This window comes from Pseudomonas sp. B2M1-30, assembly GCF_025447575.1.
GTDB lineage: Bacteria > Pseudomonadota > Gammaproteobacteria > Pseudomonadales > Pseudomonadaceae > Aquipseudomonas > Aquipseudomonas botevensis.
In genome coordinates, this window is record NZ_JAOEJT010000019.1 from 11834 (window position 1) to 34143 (window position 22310).

A 22310-nucleotide genomic window follows, 5' to 3' on the forward strand; every position below is an offset into this window, starting at 1 on the left:
CTCCCGTATTAGGCAATTGATCGAAACCACCCTCGATAAAAAAGGCAGATGGCGAGTTTAGCCTGCTTTTTGCGCTGGAGAAGGCTGGCACCCACTTGGCATACTTTTGCCACAGTTTTGCCACAGCCAGAGGAGATCGATCATGGACAACCCCATCCGTCGCGGTTCATTGGAAATGACCGCCGCCATGCTGATATCCGGGACGATCGGCTGGTTCGTGCTGGTGTCCGGGCAACCGGTGCTCGACGTGGTGTTCTGGCGCTGCGTATTCGGCGCCGGCACGTTGCTGCTGATCTGCGCTGCGTTCGGCTTTCTGCGTCCGGGCATTCTGACCCGCACCACGTTCCTGCTCGCGGTGCTCAGTGGCATGGCGATTGTCGGCAACTGGGTGCTGCTGTTCGCCTCGTATTCCCGGGCCTCGATTGCCATCGGCACGGCGGTGTACAACGTGCAGCCGTTCATGCTGGTCGGACTGGCGGCGCTGTTTCTCGGCGAGAAAATCACCTTGCAGAAACTGTTCTGGCTGGCAGTTTCCTTCCTCGGCATGCTGGCGATAGTCAGCGCCCATGGCGGGCACGGCGAGGCTGGCAATGATTATCTGACAGGTATTGCATTGGCCCTCGGCGCGGCGTTTTTGTATGCCATTGCCGCGCTGATTATCAAGCGCCTGACCGGCACGCCGCCGCACCTGATTGCGTTGATCCAGGTCTGCACCGGGGTGTTGATGCTCGCGCCGTTTGCGCACTTTTCCGCGCTGCCGCAAGCGCCGAGTGCCTGGGCCAGTCTGGTGACGCTGGGCATCATTCACACCGGTCTGATGTACGTGTTGCTGTACGGTGCGATCCAGAAACTGCCGACTGCATTGACCGGCGCGCTGTCGTTCATTTACCCGATTGCAGCGATTTTCGTCGACTGGTTCGCCTTCGGCCATCAACTGCAAACCCTGCAATGGGTCGGGGTGGCGGCGATTCTGCTGGCGGCCGCCGGCATGCAGCAGGGGTGGGGGGTGAAGTCGCGGCGGCTGGCGACTTCGTAAACCTCAGATGTTCCAGCGCGGCGCGGTTTTTGCCAGGCGCTGGCGCATCTCGCCGATGTTCGCCGCCAGTTGCCGGGTCAGCAAACGATAACCGTCGAGGGCGCTGTAGACCGGTGCATCGAGACCGGCATCCGGCAATTCCATGGGGCGTCCCAGACGCTGGGTCGCTCCGGATTTCAAGGCGCGGGCCATGCCGATCAGTTGCACGCGGATCTGCCGGTGTTCGGCGTTCAGCGCCGATTGCAGGTGGGCCATGGCTTCCGGGTCGTTGCCATCCGGACGGGTGTTGCCGAGGATTTCCAGGGTGCTGACGCACATCCGCAAGTTGCGCTGGATCGCGTCGAGTTCGGTCATCGACACCTTCACTTCCTTGGACACCGACGGCATCAGCGAGCGCAATTGCACCAGCATGGCGTTCAAGCGGCCCATCAGTTTCAGGTGTTCATCGGCGGCAACCGCTTGGCCGCTGATGATTCGTCCATACAACGTGGCGCAGTCGCGTAGCGCATCGGCCAGGTTGTAGCGCCACGAATACACCGCGTACAGTGGCAGGGCGAAAGAGAAGGCCAGGGCCAGGGCGATGCCGATCAGGATATCGACCCCGCGCCACAAACCGTCGGTGATCGGGTTGTCGCCATGGCCGGCGACGATGAACACGGTGATCGCCGAAAGCAGGGCGGTGTAGCCGCCCTTGCCGATGGCGTGGTACGAGAAAAATCCGCAGACCAACGCCATCGCGAAATAGGTCAGCCATGGCAGGCCGAGCCATGCCTGCTGCGCCACCAGAAGCAGTCCGACACCGGCGCCGATCAAGGTGCCGATAGCGCGTTCGGCAGCCTTCTTGCCGATGTTGCCGTGGTGTTGCAGACCGCCGATCACCACCAGCATGGTCACCGAGGCCCATTCACCATGGGGCAGGTTGATGCCGGTGGTCAGCAGGATCGTCGCCAGCAACCCCAGCGCCACCCGCACCGCGTGGATCAGCCGGGCATGCCGGTAGCGGCGGTACGGGTCCAGCAGCGGGCGCAAAATCCGCCGCAACAGTGGTGGCCAGCGGTGGGGGCTGAAGGTACTCAGGGGCGGTTTCTCCTCAGAAGATGTAGTCGGTGGCGATGAAGTTCGAATCCCGGCCGCGAATGATTTCGCTGATCAGATCCTTGTTGCTGTCCTGGAACTTGGTCGCCACCAGGGTGCGGATCGAAAACACCCGCAATGCATCGTGTACCGACAGCGTGCCCTCGGCGGAGTTCTTGCGGCCGTTGAACGGGTAGGTGTCCGGGCCGCGCTGGCACTGGGCGTTGAGGTTGATCCGCCCGACCTGGTTGGCAAAGGTGTCGACCAGCCGGCCGACCGCCACCGGATTGGTGCCGAAGATGCTCAGTTGCTGGCCGAAATCCGACTCCAGCACGTAATCGATCACGGTATCGAGGTGACGGTACGGCACGATCGGCACCACCGGGCCGAACTGCTCTTCCTGGTACACGCGCATCTGCGGCGTGACCGGGTACAGCAGCGCCGGGTAGAAGAACGATGCGCGGGATTCGCCGCCATTCGGGTTGACCACTTCCGCGCCTTTGCTCACGGCGTCATCGACCAGGCCGTGCAGGTAGTCGACCTTGCCTGACTCCGGCAGCGGCGTCAGCGCCACGCCGCTGTCCCACGGCATGCCGGGTTTGAGCGCGGCCAGTCTGGCGTTGAATTTCTCGATGAAACTGTCGACCACATCCTCATGCACGAAAAGGATTTTCAGCGCCGTGCAGCGCTGGCCGTTGAACGACAGCGAGCCGGTGACCGCTTCGCTGACCGCGTTGTCCAGGTCCACCTCGGGCAGGACGATGCCGGGGTTCTTCGCGTCCAGTCCTAGGGCGGCGCGCAGGCGGTGCGGTTTCGGGTGCAGTTTTTTCAGGTCACTGGCGGCCTTGTTGGTGCCGATGAAGGCGAAGATGTCGATCTTGCCGCTGGCCATCAGCGCACTGACGGTTTCGCGGCCGCTGCCGTAGATCACGTTGATCACACCGGTCGGGAAGCTGTCGCGGAAGGCTTCGAGCAACGGGCGAATCAGCAACACCCCGAGCTTGGCCGGTTTGAACACCACGGTGTTGCCCATGATCAGCGCCGGGATCAGTGTGGTGAAGGTTTCGTTCAGCGGGTAGTTGTAAGGCCCCATGCACAGCGCCACGCCGAGGGGAACGCGGCGGATCTGCCCGAGGGTGTCCTGTTCCAGCTCGAAGCGGCTGGAGCGGCGGTCCAGTTCTTTCAGGGCATTGATGGTGTCGACGATGTAGTCGCAGGTGCGGTCGAACTCTTTTTCCGAGTCCTTGAGGTTCTTGCCGATTTCCCACATCAGCAGTTTCACCACGGCGTCGCGCTGCTGGCGCATGCGTCCGAGGAACGCTTCGACGTGTTGAATGCGCTCGGCCACGCGCATGGTCGGCCACAGACCCTGACCGCGGTCGTAGGCGCGCACGGCGGCGTCGAGCGCGGTGAGGGCAGTGTCGGCATCCAGCAGCGGGGTGCTGCCGAGGATGACCTGTTCTTCGCCGTTTTCACCCTGAAGGTAGACCGGGCTGCGCACCGTGGCGAGCGGGCCGTCCCAGCGGCGCAACTGGCCGTCGACCAGGTAGTCGCGTTGTTCGATCTGGCCGTCGAGGCGGTATTTTTCCGGGATGTCGCTGACAGAAGGGAACAGGTTGCCAAGGATGTTTGCTGTGGTCATGTCGCTACCCCGTGTGTGATGTCGGCGTGCAGATTGGAAAGTCTGTACAGGTTATACGCCTGAATGCGCTGGAATTTAACCCGGCAAATGTCACGCGAATGTCACCCGGAGGCGCGGAACAGAGCGCTGAGGGGCGGATGAAAACCATTGTGGCCGTTCGAAGGACCTCCACTGGCCCCCGAAGCCCCCCTCACTGTCCCGCATTGCCCTCAACCCGCTGGCGCGCCTGCCTTAAGGTGTGATCACAACAATAAGCGGTATCCCACGCGAGGATCGTTATGCGGGCATTCCCGTTCACTTTACTGCTGGCGCTGTCGATGGCGCTGCCCGGCTGCGGCGATGAGGCCAAATCCCCAGCCGCCAACGGCGTCGCCAGCAGCGCCACACCCTCCGACCTGGCCCTGGCGCAGATCTACGCCAACAGTTGCCAGCTCTGCCACGCCAACCCCGCCGCGAACGCGCCGCTCACCGGTGACCGCAAGGCCTGGGAGCCACGGGTGCGGCAGGGCACCGACACGCTGCTCGACCACGCCATCAACGGCTACAACGGCATGCCGCCGATGGGCCAGTGCGTGGAGTGCTCGGAAGAACAGTTCCTCCAGTTGATCGGCTTCATGGCCGACCAGCCCCTCCCACAATAAGGATCCTGGCATGCCGATAGATCTGACACGCCGGCAGCTGTTGCAGCGGGCAAGCATTGTCGGGGCGTTCAGCGCGCTGGCGGCGACTCCGGCGTTGGGCCAGTTGTTGCGCGCGCCCCGGCTGATTCCCTGGCGCAACTGGTCGGGCGGGCAGAGTTGCCAGCCCGCCGCACGGCTCGCGCCGAAGAATCTTGACGAGTTGACCAGCGTGATCCGCCAGGCGCCGGGCAAGGTGCGCCCGGTCGGCTCGGCGCACTCCTTCAGCGCCCTGGTGCCCACCGACGGCACGTTGCTGTCCCTCAGTTACTTCAGCGGGCTGCTCGATCACGATCCGAAAACCCTGCAAGCGGAGTTCGCCGCCGGCACCCCGATGTCGCGTATGGGCGTGCCGCTCAAGGACATCGGACAGGCCCTGCCGAACATGGCCGACATCGACTACCAGACCCTCGCCGGTGCGATTTCCACCTCGACCCACGGCACCGGCAAGACCTTCCAGTCCTACTCGGCGCACGTCTGCGGTCTGCAACTGGTGACCGCCAACGGTGACGTGCTCGACTGCGACAGCCAGCGCCATCCCGACGTGTTCAATGCCGCGCGGGTGTCCCTCGGGGCGCTCGGAGTCGCCAGCAAAATCCGCCTGCAAAACCGCCCGGCCTATCGTCTGCGCGAGCGCCAGTGGATCGCCAAAACCGAAGAGCTGCTCGAAGACCTGGACAAGAACACTTCGGAAAACCAGCACTGGGAAATGCTTGTCGTCACCCATTCCGACTACGCCTTGTCCATCGCCCTCAACGAAACCGACGACCCGGCCACGCCGCCGATCAGCCCTGAAGAGGAGGGCGGCAACGAGTTCGTGACCCTGATCGAAAAGATCGACAAGTACGGCAGTGATTTCCCCGATCTGCGCCGCCACCTGCTCAACAGTCTGCGGCTGCTGGCGAGCTTCGAGGATCGGGTCGGCGACTCGTTCGATGTCTACGCAAACGTGCGCACCGTGCGCTTCAACGAGATGGAATATTCAGTCCCGGCGGAATATGGCCCGGCCTGCCTGCGGGAGATTCTCAAGCTGATTCAGGACAAGGACCTGCGCACCTGGTTTCCCATCGAGTATCGCTACGTCAAGGCCGACGACATTCCCCTGAGCATGTTCGAGGGCCGCGACAGTTGCTCGATTTCGGTCCACCAGCATTACCAGATGGATCACCACAACTTCTTCGCCGCCATCGAGCCGATTTTCTGGAAGTACAACGGTCGTCCGCACTGGGGCAAGTTGCACACGCTCAACGCGAGAACCCTGCAGACCCTGTACCCGCGTTGGCAGGAATTCATTCAGGTGCGCCAGGCCCTCGACCCGAGCGGCAAGTTTCTCAATGCACATCTGTCATCGATTCTGGGGGTGAGCTGATGGCGGTCAATCGACGCAATTTTCTGTTCGGGACATTGGGTGTCGGCGCGCTGTTGTTCGGGGTTGGTGCATGGTTGCGGCCGGGGGATCGCGGCGGGCCGTACAGCGATTACTTCCGTGGGCTGAATCGCGAACTCAAGGACAAGGGGCCGATGCGCCCGGTGTTGCTGATCGATCTGGATCGCCTCGATCACAACATCGCCGTGGTGGTGCGCTCGATCAAGAAAACCGGCAAGCAACTGCGTTTGGTGGAAAAGTCGCTGCCGGCACCGGGTTTGCTGAGCTACATCGCCCAACGCGCCGGGACGCAGCGCTTGATGTCGTTTCATCAGCCGTTTCTCAACCACGATGCGCTGACGTTTCCGCAGTCCGACATCCTGCTCGGCAAACCGCTGCCGGTGCGTTCGGCGCAGCTGTTTTATCAAACCCACACAGGCCCGTTCGATCCGTCGAAACAACTGCAATGGTTGCTCGATGGCCCCGAACGATTACAGCAATACCTGGCGCTCGCGCAGGGCCTGGGCACGCGGATGCGGATCAACATCGAGCTGGATGTCGGCCTGCATCGCGGTGGGGTCAGCGACCTGAATGTGCTGGGGCAGATGCTCACGCTGATCAGCGCCAACCCACAGCATCTGGAGTTCGCCGGGTTTATGGGCTACGACCCGTTCGTGGGCATGGGCGTGCCGGGGATTCTCGGCTCGCCTGAAGAATTGTTCGCCAAGGTGATGGTGATTTATCAGCGCTGCGTCGACTTCACCCGCCAGCAGTTTCCGGCGTTGTGGCGCGAAGACTTGTGCCTGAACACCGCAGGCAGTCCGAGCTATCGCATGCATGAAAACGAGCGCCTGAGTACGGAGGTTTCGGTGGGAACGGCGATGCTCAAACCGACCCATTACGACTTGCCGTCACTGGTCGAGCACGAGCCTGCCGCTTACATCGCGACCCCGGTGCTGAAGAGCACGGGGGCAGTGAACATTCCGGCGCTGGATGACAAATCGAAACTGTTTTCGTGGTGGGACGCCAACCAGCGCCAGACTTTTTTCATCTATGGCGGTAACTGGATGGCTGAGTTTGAATCGCCGCCGGGGCTTCAGAGCAATGGCGTATACGGGCGCAGTTCGAATCAGGAGATGGTCAATGGCTCCAGTGCCGTGGGGCTGACCGTGGAGGATCAGGTCTTCCTGCGGCCGACCCAGACCGAGGCCGTGCTGTTGCAGTTCGGCGACTTGCTGGCGGTACGGGGGGGAAGGATTGTTGATACCTGGCCGGTCTATAGCTGACTTCAATTTAATGATTTCTCTTTGACGGTCCGCGAGAGAGTCAGCCGAAATTTCGTTCGGATATTAATTTAGATTATTTAATAAGTGGTTGTGGCTGGGGCACAGGGTTTCGGATTTGTCTACTGTCAGGTTTGACAGTAGACAATTTTTTCTTCGGGAGCAGTAATTACTTGGGCAACGTCAAGCAGTTGCGAAGAGACTGTCGGGCGTGCACTCAAACAACTCCACAAATTTGGTGAGCTAAATGGCTACGACAGGTAAGTTTGAAGTTTTTACTGATGCTTGGAATGCCCTCAAACCGGACGAAATCGTATTGCATTCCTCTAGCGATCTTTATGAGCTCAAGGTACAAGAAAATATCGGTAATGCCGGAAAAAGCTGGTCGAAGCTTGAGCTGAGTCTTCCGAAAATTCAAAAATTGACGGTGTTTGATGTCAAAGACTTACCGTCGGTGGCATTTGTGACTTTTTCGGACTCACACACAGCTCGTTTTGCCCCGGTATCCGGAAAGTTAACTGCCTGGATTGCTGCAGGTTCAGCGGCGCTTAATGGAGTACTTCAAATGGAAATGAAGCCGACGGCGGACAGTGAAATTAAATGGCCTGAGCAATTGAGCGTAACTGCCTTGTTTTCTTTAAGTCACGAGCACGTATAGCGTATTTTTTTGTATCTACCCTTAACTACATCAACACCATGACACAGGTATATGGGAGCAGGTCTGCTCGCGAGGGCGGATTGTCAGCCAGAGGCTTGGCATTTTTGACACCGCTATCGCGAGCAGGCTCACTTCTGGATTTGTTTGTATACGTTTGTCGCAATGCCCCCAGTAATGAAGCTTTTATGACAAAAGTTCGGTAGCACATCGCCGCGCCGGTCATGCCTATGTAACGCGCTTGAGGGGCCTTCGGGCCGTTTTCTACAAGCCGAGGCGGGACGCCGGGAGTGAGGCAATGGGGACTATGGAACGCTACTCGAAAGTGGGCATGCAGGAACTCGATCAACGCCTGTCGAAGATCGTCGAGGCCGCGCGCAAGAAGCCGGTTTCGGTGTATCGCTACGGCGCGCCGTGGGTGTGGATCGTGTCGCAGGATGACTGGCAGGGCGCCTTGAAAGAAGTGTCCAGCTACATCCCGCCGGGCCACTCGCTGGTGCTGCTGCGTCCGCAGATCGACGATTTGCTCGACGCCCACCGCGACATCCTGCACGACCTCGACGCCCAGCCCGGCATGCTGATCGCCCCGCAGACGGTCATGCACATCCTGCTCCTGCAACTTTTGTATTCGGTGCCCAGCGAGCAGCAACTCTACGAACAGCTCAATTACAACCTGCTGTTCCGCTGGTTCGTCGGCCTGGGCCTGAACCAGAAAGTCTGGAGCTTCAACGTCCTCAGTCGCGACATCGCCACGCTGCTCAACAACCCGCGTGCGGTGCAGCTCATCCAGAAAATCATCGGCGAAGTGTTCTGCGGCGCCTTGCTGCAAATGCCTGAGTTCTCCTTGAACTTCGCGCTGCTGCACACGTGGCTGGGCAAGCACGCAGGCCCGGCGACAACCGGCAACTAACCGCCAGCCATCGACGCAACACACAAGGCGTTCGAGCGCCATCAGGTCATCGCGAATTCAGGGGGTAGTGTGGATCAGATTTTCACGTCACGGCTGGCGCTGTGGGGCTGGCTGCTGGTGACGGCCGGCGTGCAGCCTGCGATTGCCGAAGAAGCGGTTGAAGCCGCCGCGCCGCCGCGTCTGGTGGACGTCAACGAATACTTCGTGCGCGGCAACACCGTGCTCGACGCGCGGGCCATCGAAGAGGCGGTGTACCCGTTTCTCGGCCCGCAAAAAGCCCTGAGCGACATCGAAGGCGCGCGAGATGCGTTGCAGAAGGCCTATCAGGAACGCGGCTATCAGTCGGTGTTCGTCGAACTCCCGGAACAGGCCGTGGCCGACGGCATCGTCTACCTGCAAGTCAGCGAAACCAAGGTCGGCCGGGTGCGCGTGGTCGGCGCCAAACACTATTCGCCGCTGGACATCCGCGACAACGTGCCGGCCCTGAAGGAAGGCGAGGTGCCGGATTTCGCCAAGGTCCAGGGCGAACTGGCGCAACTCAACAAGACCCCCGGTCGCCAGGTCATGCCGCTGGTGCGCGAAGGTCAGCGCCCCGGCACCATGGACGTCGATCTGCAGGTCGAAGACCAGAACCCGTGGACCGCCAGCGTCGGCCTCAACAACGACTACAGTGCCGACACCGAGAAACTGCGCGCGGTCACCAGCCTCGGCTACAACAACCTCTGGCAGCTCGGCCACAGCATCAACCTGACCTACTTCACCGCGCCCCAGGACACCGACAACGCCAAGGTCTGGTCGGGTTCTTACACCGCGCCGCTGACCGAACGCTGGAGCCTGCAATTCTCCGGTTACCAGTCCGACAGCAACGTCGCCACCATCGGCGGCAGCAACGTGCTGGGCAAGGGCCATTCCTACGGCGTGTCGGCGATCTACACCTTGCCGTCCAGCGGCAGTTGGTCGAACTCGCTGTCGGCGGGCATCGACTTCAAGGACTTCGACGAACGCCTGACCCTGGCCGGGGAGAGCGACAAGGTGCCGCTCAAGTACGCGCCGTTCACCTTCGCCTACAACGGCTATCGCTACACCGAAAAGAGCCAGCTCGGCCTCGGCCTGAGCCTGGTCGCCGCCACCCGCAGCATCTTCGGCTACGGCAGCTCCGACGAAGATTTCGACTACAAGCGCTACCGCGCCAACCCGAGCTTCGCCGTGGTCAAGGGCGACACCAGTTTCACCTGGACCTTCGACAACGACTGGCAGAGCGCGAGCAAAGCCGCGTTCCAGCTGGCCTCCGGGCCGCTGGTGTCCAACGAGCAATTTTCTGCCGGCGGCGCGACCTCGGTGCGCGGCTATCTGGCCGCCGAGCGTACCGGCGATGACGGCTACCTGTTGAGCCAGGAGCTGCGCACCCCTTCGCTGGCCAAGTACGTCGGCGGCTGGATGCAGGAGTGGCGCTTCTACGCCTTCGCCGAAGGTGCGCAACTGTACCTGCGCGACGAACTGCCGGATCAGGACGCCGATTACGCCCTCGCCAGCGTCGGTCTCGGCACCCGCGCGAGCCTGAGCAAATGGCTGTCCGGCAGCCTCGACTGGGGCTACCCGCTGCTCGAAGGGCCGAACACCTCGAAACAGGAATCGCGCCTGCACTTCAACCTTCAAGCCACTTTCTAAAGGAGCACGTTTCATGCAGCGCCTCTTCCTTTCGTTGTTGATCTGCCTGGGCTTCGTGCTCCCGGCCACGGCCCAGGCCTGGTGGCAGGACGACTGGCATTACCGCAAACAGATCGCCGTCGACACCACGCCGCAAGGCGCCGGAATCAGCCAGCCCCTTGGCCGCACCGCGCTGCTGGTGCGTCTGCACACCGGCAATTTCACCTTCGACGGGGTGAAGGAGGACGGCTCGGACCTGCGCTTCGTCGCCGCCGATGACAAGACCGTGCTCAACCACCAGATCGAAAGCTTCGATGCGCTGATGGGCATGGCGCTGATCTGGGTCGACGTGCCGAATGTCGAGGGCGGTCAGCGCCAGGACATCTGGATGTACTACGGCAACCAGAAAGCCCCGGCCACCGGCAACGGGCAACTGGCGTTCGATCCGAATTACACCGCGCTCTACCACTTCGACGGCGCCACCGGCACCCCGGCCAAAGACACCACCGCCTACGGCAACACCGCGCAAAGCGCCACCGGCGCGGCGATTGACGGCGTGATCGGTCGCGCCTTGCAGTTCAGCGGCCAACCGCTGCTGTTGCCGGCCAGTCCGTCGTTGCAGCACAACGCCGGCAGCGCCTTCACCTTCAGTGCCTGGCTGCGACTGGATCAGGCCAACGGCGAGCAACTGATCCTGGCCCGCCGCGAAGGCGCCAACAGCTTGCTGGTCGGCCTCAACCAAGGCGTGCCTTTCGTGGAAATCGACGGCCAGCGTGCGGTCGCCACCCAGGCGCTGAACCCCGGCCAATGGCAACACCTGGCGCTGACCGCCGAAGGCGCGAAAGTCGCGCTGTACCTCAATGGCCGCGAAAGCGTGGCCCTGGCGCAGGCGATGCCGGCGTTCAATTCGGTGCTGGCAATTGGCGGTGACCTGGCCGCCGGCCCTTACCAGCCATTCGTGGGCGCGATCGATGAACTGCGCCTGTCGAAAGTCGCGCGTCCGGCCGCGTTGTTGCTGGCCGACGCCACCTCCCAGGGCGCCGAATCCAAACTGGTCACTTACGGCGTCGATGAAGAACAGTCGGGCTTCGGTTTCGGCAGCCTCGGTTTCCTGCTCAACGCGGTGCCGGTGGACGCCTGGGTCATCATCGCGGTGCTGGTGCTGATGATGTTCCAGTCGTGGATCATCATGCTGCGCAAGAACCGCACCCTCAGCCGCGTCACCGCCGCCAACGAAGATTTCCGCGTGCAGTTCGCCAAGGTCGGCACCCGCCTGGAGATGTTCGCCGACGACGCGCAACTCGCCCAGCGCTTGCAGCATTCGCCGCTGTGGCGTCTGTACCAGGTGGCGATCAAGGAGATCCGCACCCGTCGCGAGCAGGGTGCCGACACTTCGTCGGTGTCGGCGGCGACCATCGAGGCCATCCGTTGCTCCATGGACGGCGTGCGCACCCGGGAAAACCAGGCCCTCAGCTCGAAACTCTCGACCCTGTCCAACGCCATCGCCGGCGGCCCGTACATCGGCCTGCTCGGCACCGTGCTGGGGATCATGGTGGTGTTCCTCGGCACGGCCATGGCCGGTGACGTCAACATCAACGCCATCGCCCCCGGCATGGCCGCCGCGCTGCTCGCCACCGCCATGGGCCTGTTCGTCGCGATCCCGGCGCTGTTTGGCTACAACCGGCTGATTACCCGCAACAAAGAGGTCAGCGCCGACATGCGCGTGTTCGTCGACGAGTTCATCACCCGTCTGGCGGAGATGCACGGCGAAGGCCAGTCCAGTGAAGCGGCGCATTCGCGCGGGCATCACGCCAACCACTCCGTACCGGCCTGAGGAGCATCGACATGGCGTCCGTAAATGCCTCCCACGACGATGATGAAGATGCAGCGGTGGACAGCATCAACATCACGCCACTGGTGGACGTACTGATGGTGGTGCTGGTGATGTTCATCCTCACCGCCACCGCGCAGGTCTCCGGGATTCAGATCAACCTGCCCAAGGCCAGCGCCGCCGTGTCGCTGTCGGAGGCCAAGACCAAGGCGATCTCGGTCAACGACGGCGGCCAGGTGTTCCTTGATGCCTACCCGGTGACCCTGGCGGAGCTGGAAGAGCGCCTGCGCATCGAGAAGGCGCAGAGCCCGGACTTCCCGGTGATCGTGCGCGGCGACGCCACGGTGCAATACCAGAAAGTCATCGAAGTGCTGGATCTGCTGCGCCGGCTCGAACTGTCCCAGGTCGGTCTCGTCACCGGCAAACCGACCCAGGGCTGAGCCATGACCGCACAACTGCCGATCGAGCCACTGCCGGTGAAGAAGTCGCCCCTGCGCTTTGTGAAGTGGGGCGCCGGGCTGCTGCTCGGCGCGCTCGCCGCTTATCTGCTGTGGCAGTGGGCCAACGACATGAGCGGCGTGCGCCGTGAAGCGCCGAAAGTGCCGACGATCATTCCGTTGCCGCCACCGCCACCTCCGCCGCCGGAAAAGCCGCCGGAGCCAGAAACCCCGGTGGAAGAAAAAATCGTCGAGCCGGAACCGACGCCCGAACCGCAAGAGGTCAAGCCCGAGGAAGAAGCACCGCCATCGCCGGCGGACGATCTGGCCAACCCGATGCAAATGGACGGCGACGCCCAGAGCGGCAGCGACGCCTTCAACATCGGTGCGGGCAAGGGCGGCGGCATGGCCGGTTCCGGTGGTGGGCGCGTGGGCAATGGCACCTACAGCCAGTTCCTCGCGTTCACTTTCCAGAAGCTGCTGCGCGAGAACCCGGACCTGCGCAACCTCGCGTTTGCCCTGCAAGCCGATGTGTGGCTGAGCAGCGTCGGCGAGATCACCCGGGTCGAGCTGGTCAAGTCCAGCGGCAATCCCGAGATCGATTCAAACGTCATCGCAGCGCTGCGCAACGCGCCGCACCTGAGCGAACGGCCACCGGCCTCCATGACCTTGCCCGTGCGCCTGTCCCTGCAAGGGCGGCGTCCGGGTTAACCCCATTTTTAGAGAGTTGCCAAAAGGAGTTGTGTGCAGATGATTTCCAATGTGAATCGATTGTCCCTGGCGGTCGGCATGGTCATCGCGACCCTGGTCTGTCAGGCCGTGGCAGCGCCTGCGCCCTCGGAAAACGCCACGATCAATCTGATCCGCTTGCTGGTCGAGCAGGGCATTCTGAAACAGGACAAGGCCGACGCGCTGATCGCCCAGGCCCAGAACGAAGCCGACCAGGCCAAACAGGCAGCGGCGTCCACCGCCGTGGCGGCCGGGCCGGTCGCGGCACCGGGCGATGTGCGCGTGCAGTACGTGCCGGCGGCGGTACGCGACCAGATCCGCGATCAGGTCAAGGCTGAAGTCATGGCCACCGCCAAGCAGGAAAACTGGGCGGCGCCCAACACCTTCCCGGACTGGGCCTCGCGCATCAGCTTCGATGGCGACATCCGTCTGCGTGACGAATCGCGCTACTACTCGGGCAACAACAGCAACGAAATCGTCGACTTCGCCAAGCTCAACAACAACGGCCCGTACGACGTGAACCCCAACAGCAGCACCAATCTGCCGCCGTTGCTCAACACCCGCGAAGACCGCGAAAACCTGTTCCGCCTGCGCGCGCGTCTGGGCATGAAAGCGGTGATCTCGCCGGAATGGACCGCCGGCATCCGCATCGGCACCGGTTCCGACAACAACCCGGTGTCGACCACCCAGACCCTCGGCGGCGGCTTCGCCAAGAAAGACATCTGGCTCGACCAGGGTTACCTGACCTGGAAGCCTTCGGATGAACTGACCCTCACCGGCGGGCGTTTCGCCAACCCGTTCATGTCCACCGATATGCTGTATTCCAACGACCTCAACTTCGACGGCGTGGCCGCGATTTTCGACCACAAACTCAGTCACGATTGGGGCGTGTTCGGCACCGTCGGCGCATTCCCGGTGGAGTACACCAACGACACCACCACCAGCAACGGCTTCGACAAGGAAGACAGCGACAACAAGTGGCTGTACGGCGCGCAGATCGGCGCCAAATGGGCGATCAACAGCAACAACCGCGTGAAGGGCGCCCTGGCGTATTACCGCTTCGACGACATCGAAGGCCAGCGCTCCAGCCCTTGCGAACCGTGGGCCGGCGCGCCGGGTTGCGACAGCGACGGCACCCGCGCCTCGTTCATGCAGAAGGGCAACAGCGTGTTCCTGCTACGCGACATCACGCCGAACCCGCTCAACCCGACCACCACGCCGCAGCCGCAATTCGTTGGCCTGGCCTCGGAGTTCAACCTGCTGGACCTGAACCTGGTGTGGGACGCCGACCTGCCGCACGACTTCAAATTGCGCAGCCAGGGCAACTACATCCACAACCTCGGCTACGACGAAGGCGACATGCGCAAGCGCTCGGCCGGGCAACTGGTCAACAACCTCGACAGCAGCGGCGACATCGAAAGCGGCGCCAACGCGTGGATGGTGCAATTCACCCTCGGCAATGCGCTGGACCTGAAGAAGCAGGGCGACTGGAACTTCTTCGCCGGCTACAAGTACATCCAGCCGGATGCCTTGCCGGACGGCTTCAACGACTCCTCGTTCCACCTCGGCGGCACCAACGCCAAGGGCTACTTCCTCGGCGGCAACTACGGTCTGGCGAAGAACGTCTACGCCACCGGTCGCTGGCTGAGTTCGGAAGCGGTGTACGGCGCGCCGTTCGACATCGACGTCTTGCAGCTTGAGATCAACACGCGCTTCTGAGGCGCCGGGAGAGTCTGATGAATACGCGATTGTTCTTGCTCGGGCTGGGAATGCTGATCGCCACCGGGGCCAGCGCCGAGGGCATGGAAGAGCGTCTGCGCACCCAGTTGCGCAGCACCACCCAGCAGTTGCAGGCCTTGCAAAGCCAGCAGGCCCAGGCCAGCGCCGCGCAACTGGCGGCGCAGAACGAGGCCAAGGCCGCGCAGGCGCAGATCAGGCAATTGACCGCTGAACTGGCCAAGGCCAAAGGCCTCGCCGAGCAACTGGCCGGCCAGCAACAGAGCCTGCACAGCCAGGCCCAGGCGCAAGTGGCGGCCAGCAACGAGCAGACCGGCAAGTTCAAGAAGGCCTATGACGATCTGCTGGTCATGGCCCGTGCCAAAGAGGCAGAACGGTCTAAGCTTCAGGCGCAATTGGCTGAACGTGACACACAAGTGCAGCAATGTTCAGTCAAGAATCAGCAAATGTACGGCGTCGCCAAGCAGATCCTCAGCGCCTACGAAAACATCGACGTGGCCGAGGTGATGAAGATCCGCCAGCCCTTCGCGGGCAGCGCCCGGGTCAAGTTCGAAGAACTGGCTCAGGGCTTTGGCGACGACCTGTACAAGACTCAATTCGATGCGCCACGAGCGGCGCTCGCTCACTGATTTGACAAGGAAGACACCATGACTCAATTGATCAGCCACGTATCCGCGCAATCCCTGACCGATGTCCTGCAAGCCGCCGGTTATCGCGTCAACCAGACCGAACAGAACGGCATCGTCCAGTTGCTCAGCGCCAGCCAGGGCATCGGCTACGCCGTGCGGTTCGGCAACCCGGCGGTGGCGGAGCAGGGCAGCTACGTCGACTTCACGTTCAGTTGCGCGCTGCGGGTTCAGGGCGAGTTGCCGGCCGGTGTGGCCGAGCAGTGGAACGCGACCCGACGCTTCGCGCGGTTGTCGTTGCAGGGCGAGTTTCTGGTGATGGAAATGGACGTGGTGGTGGCCGCCGGGGTCAGCGCCGATCACCTGCGCGGCAACCTCGAATTGTGGGATCGCCTGCTTCAGGAGTTCATCGTTTACCTGCGTGATTTCACCCAGGCCAATCAGACGCAGACCGCCAAAGTCGCCGTGGCCGAGGAAGAGGAAGTCGCGCTGTGAAAAAGCCTGCCATGGTGATCAGCGCTGTTGCGGTGGCGCTGTTGGTGGTGGCCGTGGCGCTGGTGTTGCGACCGGGCAGCGACCCGGTCGCCGCTCAGCAGCCGGCGCCGGTGCCGGGCGCCAGTGCCGGGCCTGCGGTGGCGCGGCTGGGCAATCAGCAGGTGTCGCCGGAAGAGTTGCAGACGCTGCTGGCGACGCTGCCCGAGGCGAGCCGCGAGCAACTGCGTGGCAATCGTGAAGCGCTGGAGCGCTGGATTCGCGCGCGCTTGGCGGAGAAAGCCGTGCTGGAACAGGCCGATGCCCAGGGGTGGGCGCAACGTCCCGACGTCGCCCGGCAGACCCGCGCGGCCACCGAGCAGATCGTGTTCCGCGATTACCTGCGCTCGGTCAGCCAAGTGCCGGCGGACTACCCGAGCGCCACTGAGCTGCAGCAGGCCTACGACGCCGGCAAAGCCAATTGGCAGACCCCGGCGCTGTACCGCGTCAGCCAGATTTTCCTTGGCGTGGCGGATGCCCAGAGTCTGGAGTCGGTGCGCAAACAGGCGGCGGAACTGAGTAAAAAAGCCCAGGCCGCGCCGGGGGAATTTGCCGCACTGGCAACCCAGTATTCTCAGGATCGTGTGACTGCCGAACGCGGCGGCGACACCGGCCTGCAACCGTTGCAGCAATTGGTGCCGGAAGTCCGGGGCGCGGTGGCGCGGCTGAAAGTCGGCGCCGTCTCCGACCCGGTGCAAAGCGCCGCCGGCTTCCATGTGATCAAACTCACCGAACAACAACCGGCCCGCGCCGCGACCCTCGACGAACTGCGCGACCAACTGACCCAGGCCCTGCGCAATCAACGCCAGGAACAAATCGCCCAGGCCTACCTCGACGGCATGCTCAACACCGCGACCCTGAGCATCGACGGCGCTGAACTCAACAAGGTATTGGAGAGCAAGCAGTAATCCGGAGTGATGAAATGCCCCGGCACTTGTGGGAGCCGGCCTTGCCCGCGAAAGCGGCGTGTCAGGCACCGAAAAGGCTGAAAGTGCCGGCGCCTTCGCAGGCAAGCCCGACTCCCACAGGAAAGCGCCAACAGACTGAAAAATGCTCCAAGCACCGGAAGCCGCCAAACAACAAAGATCGACAGGGAGTCATCGATGTCATTCACCGAACCCGCAGGCCGACAGAGCAGCCCCGACTACCGCGCCCCCGAGGACAAAAGCCAACCCTGGCTGGCCCAGGCCGCGACCCTCGACAGCGAAGTGGCCCAATACTTCCTGGTCAGCGCCCGGTGCGGCTGTTTCATGCAGGCGGCGCGCAGCCTCAATGTGCGATCGACCCTGTTGCGCAAACAACTGGCGCAACTCGAACAGCAACTGAAGCACACTCTGTTCAGCTTCCAGGGCAGCGCCCTGAGCCTGACCCGCGAAGGCCAGCAACTCCAGGCGCAACTGATCGCCCTGGCCCACGAACGCAAACTGCCGGTGATCGAACAACCGCTGGTGCGCCTCGCCGTCGCCGAATCGATCCTGCACGACATCCTCGGCCGCGACCTCATCGCACTGCTGCGGCGCAACGCCAGCGTGCGCCTGGAAATCATCGCCCTGGACAGCGAACTGGCCCTGCGCGCCGTCAGCGCCGACATCGTCCTGTGGCTGGCCCACGGCGACACCCCCAACCCCGGCCCGACCTTCGCCACCAGCGAACCGCAACGCCTGGCCAGAATCGACTACCTGCCGCACATCGCCAAGCGCTACTCCCGCGTCACCGCACGCCCCGACAGCACCGACGACCTCGCCGACTTCATGCTCGTGCAATGGCGCCACGACCACCAGATCGACAGCTTCCGCCCCTGGAACGACCTCGTCGCCCAACGCCTGGCCGGGGTGGTGCAGATGCAGTCCTACGAATTGATGCTGGAGATGATCCGCTGCAGCGCCTGCATCGGGTTATTGCCGATGTACATGAGCCAGTTCGACCGGGGCCTGGTGGCGTTGCCGGGGTTGTTTGATGAACCGATGCAGTTGCAGGCGTGGCTGGCGGTGAACGAAGAGTCGCAGGGTGGGGCAGAGGTGGAGGGGTTGGTGGAGTTGATTCGGGGGGCGTTTCGGGAGCGGGGGGATTGGTTTGAGTAGGGGCGAGTCGTCGCGTGCCGTGGCGTTTTACGCGATATAGCTGAAATGCCGAAGTTGTCTTTCAGGCCAGAGCCTTTCTTTAAACGTTAGCGTTTAAGTGACATCACTCGACATGCCTTTCAGGCTACACATTCTTGCGCCGCTGCCTACGCATACGCCAGAATCCGCCGGCTTGTGCGCCTAGGGTGCCGGTTTTATTGTTTCCCGGTCGCTGAATACATCAGCGATCGGGTTTAGCGACCCGGATCACTAATAGGTGCATCAGCGCTCCAAACAGTGTTGCTGGATGGTCTCATCCGCAATTTGTCATGGTGGCTGTATGCGGGAGACCCTCGGGTCTGCCGGTTGCCTATTACCGGTTCGCTAACCTGCGTGCAGCCGCCACCCTTACCTGTTTAGCGACGGGTTACGGGTGGCTCAGTAACCAATAGGAGCTTCACCATGATCAAACCAACACCCAATCCGCCAGACGAAATCCCCACCCCCGATAACACCTCTCCCTACGAATCCGCCGATTCGAAAAGACTCCACGAAGCCGCCGAACGCGCGCTCGACCACTACCTCAATCCACCCAGAAATCCCGACGCGAAACGCAAACGCGGCCCGATGTACGCCATCGACCCGGACTACACCAGCGAAGAACTCCTGGCCAACGTCAGCGAAACCCTGGGCTCGGCCAAAACCATCTCGCTCGACTTCGCCGGCATGCTGCCGCCACCACACCGCCGGACGCTGCTTGGGATTGCGCAGTTGGTGATGTTGAGTGAGCTGGCGGTGAATCGGGTGCTGGATACGATGGAGTTGACGGGCTGATAGGTGATTGTCCGCTTGTTGTTAGTGGACATGACTACCCAACTCCAAAGCGACGTTGAGAGACTGAAATATACATACCAGACTCTCAACGTCTTGTTCGTAAAAATACTGAAAAAGAAGGTTTATTTTATTGAATCTGTCCTGTCTTATTTATACGTTTAATGTCTGACAAAGTTTATTGTGTCGATGTACAGCTCGCCTTCATGGTTCGCGATTATGAAGTGTGTAATTTTTTCAGCTCTGTGGTGTACACGTTGTGTTGAACCTGGGGTAAGAAATAGCTGGCTTACTAAAAAATTGTCTCTGAGGATCGCGACTTCACAAGGGACGGAAGAATAGTTATTTCTAATCCAGAACGAAATTTCAGTTATGTCTGTATCTGGCGTGAATTTGACTAATTGATAACTTCCAGTTGAACTCTTGTTTATTGTTAGTACGTTTCCTTCCAGTTTTCCAGGTTCGGGGGTGAGTGAGTAGCGGCCTATTTTTACTTCCCCGTGTCCTGAGGTGAAGTCTATTCTTATAGCAGGTAGCTGGATACTTTCAGTCGGATAAATAGTCATATCCGGCTTGTCATCAAAATTTTCTTCAGGTAATACCGGCAATGACTGATTCCTAATAAGGTAGTTCCTCTTGGGGAGCTTGACTGCCTTCGCCTCTTCCAGCTCGCCACTCATGTTAATGAGGACCGAAATTCCTAGCTCACTCATATGGTCGAGGCCCTGCAACCACGCCCATGCAACGGATCTAACCAATCCCGATTCACCCTCCAGAACCTCTCCTTTCAAATCTTCAAAAGTTTCAGCCTTACCGTTGATCACCCCGTGATATCTCACCCACCCACGTTGTCCCGGCGTTTGCAGAATCCACTCAGCCACCCGCAGTTGAGAATTGGCGGTCAGCGCTTTCACATCCAACTCATTGCCTGACTCATCATCAATGATTGGCTTCGGCATCAACGGCGAATCATCCGGAATCGTCAGTATCGAAGCATTCAGCACCGGCGACCCATGCTCTTCGCCGTCCTGCTGCAACAGATATTCAATCGTCAGCGACTTGCCCATGTTCTTCGCCACAAACGGCTTGCCCTGTGCAAAGTTCACCTGGCCGTTGGCATCGAATTCCAACCAGTCAGAAACCGGCGAGCCCACTCCATCAGCACCCTTGACGATAATCTTGACCTTGTCCCCCGACCGGTGATCGAGATACTCCACAATAATGACGACGCCATTCCGGTTCTCTGGATCTGTCGGGTCAACCACCCCGGCATTGGACTTATGCAAACGCGGCAGAGACAGTTCTGGTTGCACTTGACCAATCACAAAACTCAAAGGCTCGGAATAACTGGTGGTATTGGTTTCCGCGCGCCAGATCTCATAGGTGACCGTCACCTTCTTCCCACGGTTCGGCTCTATGTGATTGGCTACAAACTCCGGTTCCAGATTGAAGTTGACGTCCCGGTTGGCCGAGAGCGAATTCAACTTCACCGAGTCTTCCACCTTGCCAGTGACTTCGCCGTCCCAGGTATAGGTCACCACATCATTGGCCTTGCTCGGTGTGGCGGTGGGTCTTGGGGCGGTCAGTTTGCTGCGGTTGTCGGGCAGGTCGCCGGGTTCGAGGGCGCCGTCCTTTTCTCCCAGTACGATGGGGGCTACCAGTTCGTGGCGGGGTTCGCCGACGTTGAGCAGTTCAGCGGTACGCGAGTTGCGTTTGACGATCTCGCCGTCAATTTCTTTCAGCACAATGTAGGACAGGCTCAGGGTTCCGCCTTCGAGGATTTTCACGTGTCGCCCTTCAACCTGGAGGGTAAATCCCTGGGGGTTGTTCGCCTCGGCAGCGGTCGGGAAGTACCAGTCGAGTTCCGGGTCGTAGTTGCTGTGATCGGGCAGCGTGCCGAACCACTTCAGCTCAATGGCCACCCCTGCTTCGATGAACGCATTGTAGGGAATGCGAATGCGCGTGCTGGCAAGATCCGGATCCAGTGCTCCCTGATTGGCATCCTCGGCAATCGGCGCGTCAATGCGCGTGCCTTCGCCGATGATCTGCACGAACTGGCCTTTGGAGCGTAGCGGCGCGGGCGCACCGGCACGCGTTACACGATAGAAAAATACACCCTGGGTTTTCGCCAGTTTGCGGATATCCGAGTTCTTGAGCTGCAACTCGTAAATGTGTGGCAGGTTGTCGACTGTTTCAGGGGCCGACACCACTTCGAGCGGATCGCCTTCTGCCGTCGTGCCACGCATCGTTGCGGTGATGATGTCGCCAGCCTTGAACCTCGGCTCAGTGCCCCATACTTGAACAACGGGGTCTTCGTCGCCGAGTTTTTCCAGATCAACAACGTTATTGGTGGCCTGTTTGACGATGGGTGCGATCAGCAGGTCGGTGCTGGTCGAAACCATGATCCGGGTTTCCTTGCACCAGTCTTCGGATCGGTTATTGACGACATCCTCCAGCAGGTAGGAGACCGCCAAGCCGGCCTCATCGGTATCACCAGCCTTGTCGATGATGGTTTTATCCACCAGAACGCCGAACGGGTTATCGACCGGGTTGCTGATTTGCTCGGCGGTCAGCGGTTCAGAGTTTTTGAATACGCCACCCCAACTCAGCGTGGCGATGTCGCCCACGGCTGCGCCGGGGTAGAGCGCATCGTCACCTGCCGGCCCACGGATGATTACCAGCACACCATCTTCGGCCACTTCCTTGTCCACGCCGCCGTCGATGATTTTCGGGTCGATGTACATGGACAGGTTGGAGTGACCGGGGCCAGGATCCAGATCCTGGTCGGCAGGGAGTTCGAGTTTGACGTAGAGCTTGAGGGGCGGGGTCTGGGTCTCCGGCAATTGGTTGAGCCGGGTGATGCGATAGGACAGGGTGTGGGCGCCCGTCAGCAGATTGCGGGACGGGACGAACATCGTCACCCGCTGATCAACCTCGGCATCATTCTGAAGGGTGTGTTGAGCAACCACGTTGTTATTGACCAACAGCTCAGCCTTGTCGCCCCTGCCCATGACGGCCCACGGATGAATGCGCACTTGCAGGCCTTTGTCGGGAAACACGCCCAGCACCGCTGCGCGGTTGATGCTCCGCTCGCCGGAAGGCAAAGGCGTTTCGGGGCTGTCAGGAATATCCGGATCGAGCAGGGCGAGGGTCGATATTTTTCTCGGTGGCTGAGTCAGCATGGCGAACACTCCTGTCGAGGGAAGGGGACGGAGTGATTGAGCGCCTGTTGCGGGGA

At 61.2% G+C, this 22310-nt stretch carries 19 protein-coding genes; 16 read left to right on the top strand and 3 right to left on the bottom strand.

Annotated elements, in window-relative coordinates:
* Positions 1–142 precede the first annotated feature (142 nt).
* Positions 143–1036 carry a DMT family transporter gene (locus N8H74_RS26455; RefSeq protein ID WP_262151525.1) on the top strand — a complete coding sequence of 298 codons (894 nt, stop codon included), beginning with the start codon at positions 143–145 and terminating at the stop codon, positions 1034–1036.
* Positions 1037–1039: 3 nt separating this feature from the next.
* On the opposite strand, the gene N8H74_RS26460 is transcribed toward N8H74_RS26455, so the two are convergent.
* Together N8H74_RS26460 and N8H74_RS26465 are read right to left on the bottom strand one after the other, a co-directional pair.
* Positions 1040–2080 carry an FUSC family protein gene (locus tag N8H74_RS26460; protein WP_262151622.1) on the bottom strand — a complete coding sequence of 347 codons (1041 nt, stop codon included), beginning with the start codon at positions 2078–2080 and terminating at the stop codon, positions 1040–1042.
* A gap of 46 nt (positions 2081–2126) precedes the next feature.
* Positions 2127–3752, bottom strand: a complete 1626-nt coding sequence (locus N8H74_RS26465; protein ID WP_217834417.1) for an NADP-dependent glyceraldehyde-3-phosphate dehydrogenase — start codon at positions 3750–3752, stop codon at positions 2127–2129.
* 278 nt (positions 3753–4030) lie between these two features.
* On the opposite strand from N8H74_RS26465, the gene N8H74_RS26470 reads away from it, so the two are divergent.
* From N8H74_RS26470 to N8H74_RS26540, 15 genes are all read left to right on the top strand, one after another.
* Positions 4031–4393, top strand: coding sequence for a c-type cytochrome (locus N8H74_RS26470; protein ID WP_262151527.1), 363 nt, complete (start codon positions 4031–4033; stop codon positions 4391–4393).
* A 76-nt stretch (positions 4394–4469) separates the two neighbouring features.
* On the top strand, positions 4470–5798 hold the full coding sequence (locus N8H74_RS26475; RefSeq protein ID WP_262151624.1) for a D-arabinono-1,4-lactone oxidase: 1329 nt from the start codon (positions 4470–4472) through the stop codon (positions 5796–5798).
* 74 nt (positions 5799–5872) lie between these two features.
* Complete coding sequence (locus tag N8H74_RS26480) at positions 5873–7081, top strand: DSD1 family PLP-dependent enzyme (RefSeq protein WP_262151626.1); 1209 nt, start codon at positions 5873–5875, stop codon at positions 7079–7081.
* Between the two features lie 244 nt (positions 7082–7325).
* Complete coding sequence (locus N8H74_RS26485) at positions 7326–7736, top strand: hypothetical protein (RefSeq protein WP_262151529.1); 411 nt, start codon at positions 7326–7328, stop codon at positions 7734–7736.
* A gap of 295 nt (positions 7737–8031) precedes the next feature.
* Complete coding sequence (locus N8H74_RS26490; protein ID WP_262151531.1) at positions 8032–8643, top strand: transposase; 612 nt, start codon at positions 8032–8034, stop codon at positions 8641–8643.
* A 69-nt stretch (positions 8644–8712) separates the two neighbouring features.
* Positions 8713–10311 (top strand): ShlB/FhaC/HecB family hemolysin secretion/activation protein, encoded by a 1599-nt coding sequence (locus N8H74_RS26495; protein ID WP_262151533.1) that lies wholly within the window; start codon positions 8713–8715, stop codon positions 10309–10311.
* A 13-nt stretch (positions 10312–10324) separates the two neighbouring features.
* The gene (locus tag N8H74_RS26500; RefSeq protein WP_262151535.1) at positions 10325–12124 is read left to right on the top strand and encodes a MotA/TolQ/ExbB proton channel family protein; all 1800 of its coding nucleotides are present in this window, start codon (positions 10325–10327) and stop codon (positions 12122–12124) included.
* A gap of 11 nt (positions 12125–12135) precedes the next feature.
* Entirely contained in the window at positions 12136–12561 is a 426-nt protein-coding gene (locus N8H74_RS26505) for a biopolymer transporter ExbD (RefSeq protein WP_041072644.1), read from the top strand.
* Between the two features lie 3 nt (positions 12562–12564).
* Positions 12565–13269: an energy transducer TonB gene (locus N8H74_RS26510; protein ID WP_217834411.1), complete on the top strand. Its 705-nt coding sequence runs from the start codon at positions 12565–12567 to the stop codon at positions 13267–13269.
* Between the two features lie 39 nt (positions 13270–13308).
* On the top strand, positions 13309–15006 hold the full coding sequence (locus N8H74_RS26515) for a putative porin (RefSeq protein WP_262151538.1): 1698 nt from the start codon (positions 13309–13311) through the stop codon (positions 15004–15006).
* A 17-nt stretch (positions 15007–15023) separates the two neighbouring features.
* Positions 15024–15653 (top strand): DNA repair protein, encoded by a 630-nt coding sequence (locus N8H74_RS26520; RefSeq protein WP_262151540.1) that lies wholly within the window; start codon positions 15024–15026, stop codon positions 15651–15653.
* 18 nt (positions 15654–15671) lie between these two features.
* Positions 15672–16145, top strand: coding sequence for a YbjN domain-containing protein (locus N8H74_RS26525; protein ID WP_262151542.1), 474 nt, complete (start codon positions 15672–15674; stop codon positions 16143–16145).
* Positions 16142–17089 (top strand): peptidylprolyl isomerase, encoded by a 948-nt coding sequence (locus tag N8H74_RS26530; protein WP_262151544.1) that lies wholly within the window; start codon positions 16142–16144, stop codon positions 17087–17089. Before N8H74_RS26525 ends, N8H74_RS26530 begins: the two co-directional genes overlap by 4 nt.
* A gap of 195 nt (positions 17090–17284) precedes the next feature.
* A complete protein-coding gene (locus N8H74_RS26535; RefSeq protein WP_262151546.1) occupies positions 17285–18262 on the top strand; it encodes a LysR family transcriptional regulator in 978 nt (325 codons plus the stop codon).
* Between the two features lie 441 nt (positions 18263–18703).
* Positions 18704–19075: a hypothetical protein gene (locus N8H74_RS26540; protein WP_262151548.1), complete on the top strand. Its 372-nt coding sequence runs from the start codon at positions 18704–18706 to the stop codon at positions 19073–19075.
* 158 nt (positions 19076–19233) lie between these two features.
* Here N8H74_RS26540 and N8H74_RS26545 read toward each other — a convergent pair whose 3' ends face one another.
* A complete protein-coding gene (locus tag N8H74_RS26545; RefSeq protein WP_262151550.1) occupies positions 19234–22254 on the bottom strand; it encodes a hypothetical protein in 3021 nt (1006 codons plus the stop codon).
* Positions 22255–22310 lie beyond the last annotated feature (56 nt).